Origin of the sequence: Mycobacterium innocens, assembly GCF_900566055.1 — a bacterium.
Classification (GTDB): domain Bacteria; phylum Actinomycetota; class Actinomycetes; order Mycobacteriales; family Mycobacteriaceae; genus Mycobacterium; species Mycobacterium innocens.
In genome coordinates this window covers 1-2,088 of the sequence record NZ_UPHQ01000148.1, presented here as the reverse complement: position 1 = coordinate 2,088, position 2,088 = coordinate 1, and the positions used below count along the sequence as shown (strand labels likewise).

Below are 2,088 nucleotides of genomic sequence, written 5' to 3'. Positions count from 1 at the left end.
GGCGGGTAACCGGACCCGCCGAAGAGCTGCCGTATTTGACGCTGCGGCTCACTGGAGTCGCTAGCTTGACGGTGGACATCAAGCGCGCCGGGTTGGCATCGTTGCCGTCATCGACCATCGCGGTCTCTGCCGACACCGCCGCGCAGATCACCCTTGCTGGTTTGCCTGACGGTGCTCAGGTGCGGCTTGACGGTCAGCTGGTCGGGTCGGTAGTGGCGGTGCCTGCGGGGCGGCACCAGATTTCGTTGGAGCGAACGGGTTAGTGAGCGCGGCGGCAGCTAGGCGCAGCTTCACTGGCCACGAAGCTGGTCTTTGATGCTGAACCCGTTGCTGTCAGTGCGGTGGTTGTTCATATTGCGGCATTCGCCGGAAAGCTCGATCGCCCCATCGGCGCCGAGAAATGGACTTACGCCGATAGTTGCCATGACACCATCTTTGTGAATCACCGTTCCGAACAGGTGCTGTCCCGTAGGCGCGCCGGACGACCAACCGTGAGCCACCATCGTCGCCGCAACTTGCTCGAAGTAGGCGCTGTGGTCGATGCCAAGCGGAACGATGAAGGTCATGTCGACCCGACCACGGTAGGGTGGATCGCCCTGATCGTTGCAGGACTCCCAGCTGAATCCTCCTGAAACATCTTGCAGCCCTGCTATTTTTGCGATCAGCTTGGCCGGCTCGATCACCTGGGCCATGGCCTGCTCGTCAGAGAGCGGATGTTCGGGGTGGTCAGCATCGTGCGCAAACGGATACATCAGCGAACAACCTCCCAACACGAAAACCACCGTCAGCGCTACGGTGGCAAGCCGTAGTAGGCCTGACCGGAGGCAGCTACTTGAATTCATGATCATTGGTGACTGAGTCCCCTGGCCGGTCCCACTCGGGGTCGACAGTGACAGGTGTGGTGATCTCGACATGCGGTAGTGGAATCGGTCCGAACGGGGTATGCATCTCGGTCGGTGCAGTATCCGCTTGTTTGGCTCTGTGGCGGGCACATTCGTTCACCAGATAAGTAGCCGTCACGGCTGATCGGACTTTCGGCCATTTTGCGCAGGGCCTCGCTTTGCGAATTATGTTGGAGCAGGGGACTTTAGTGTCATTTTCGGTGGGCTTATGCTCCGAGTAACTGATCGGTCACGTCGTACCATTTTCCGTCGTGGCGGTGATCGCCCATATTGCGGCACTCGCCTGAAAGCTCAACCGAGCCGGCCTTAATTGTCCCGCCGCTCTTCCCGATGATCGCCATGACACCGTCAGCATGGATTACCCTGCCAAAAAGTCGCATTCCCGGAGGCGGACCTTCTGACCATCCCTGCGCCACCATGGTCGCGGCGATCTGCTCAAAGTAGGTATTGCTATCGGTACCAGCGGGTATATCAAATGAAATGTCCACTCGGCCTCGGTAGGGCGGATCGCCCTGGTCGTTACACGATTCCCAGCCGAAGACTCCTGATACGTTCTGTAAATTGGCGGTTCTTGAGATTTGCTTAGCCGGGTTTACCACCTGCGCTTTAGTCTGCTCGTCGGAAAGCGGCTGGGCGGGATGGTCCTGGTCGTGCAAGAATGGAAACATACTTGAGCATCCTCCTAATACAAGGACTACTGCGAGGAGCGCGGTGATTCGGCGAACCTTCATTCCGAACGCAACTGGTCTTCGATCGTGCACTAGTTTTGCCAACCATCTTCTAAGCCAAAGACCGCGGCGTTCACTCCCTTCTGGCTGTACCACCCATTGCCGGAATCGCTTACTTGAACTCATGGTCATTGGTGACGGAGTCTCCGGGCCGGTCCCATTCGGGGTCGACAGTAACAGGTGTGGTGATCTCGACGTGCGGTAGCGGAATCGTTCCAAAAGGGGTATGCACCTGGGTCGGGGTAGAGATTCGTTCTTCGGCTCGGGGTGGGGCTAGCATTCCTTCCCCTGCGAGCCTCAAAATTTCATGCGGGTGTAGGTGACGCCGTGATGTGGGGCCGGCGACGCTTGTTGATCTTGATTTCGTGGTGCCGGGTAGGTTTCGGCGCCGCGTGTCGTGCGGTGACGCCGGGTTCCAGGTCCCGGTGGGGTTCGCTGCTTCCTGGGGTAGTCGCGAC

At 58.8% G+C, this 2,088-nt stretch carries 2 protein-coding genes and 1 pseudogene; 1 reads left to right on the top strand and 2 read right to left on the bottom strand.

Going from position 1 to position 2,088, the window contains the following annotated elements:
• Positions 1-263 (top strand): annotated as a pseudogene (locus EET03_RS15160) (peptidase); the annotation flags it as partial.
• A gap of 27 nt (positions 264-290) precedes the next feature.
• On the opposite strand, the gene EET03_RS15155 reads toward EET03_RS15160, so the two are convergent.
• Both EET03_RS15155 and EET03_RS15150 read right to left on the bottom strand, forming a co-directional pair.
• Positions 291-752, bottom strand: a complete 462-nt coding sequence (locus EET03_RS15155) for a hypothetical protein (protein WP_075544766.1) — start codon at positions 750-752, stop codon at positions 291-293.
• Positions 753-1,108: 356 nt separating this feature from the next.
• Entirely contained in the window at positions 1,109-1,558 is a 450-nt protein-coding gene (locus tag EET03_RS15150; protein ID WP_244232377.1) for a hypothetical protein, read from the bottom strand.
• Positions 1,559-2,088 lie beyond the last annotated feature (530 nt).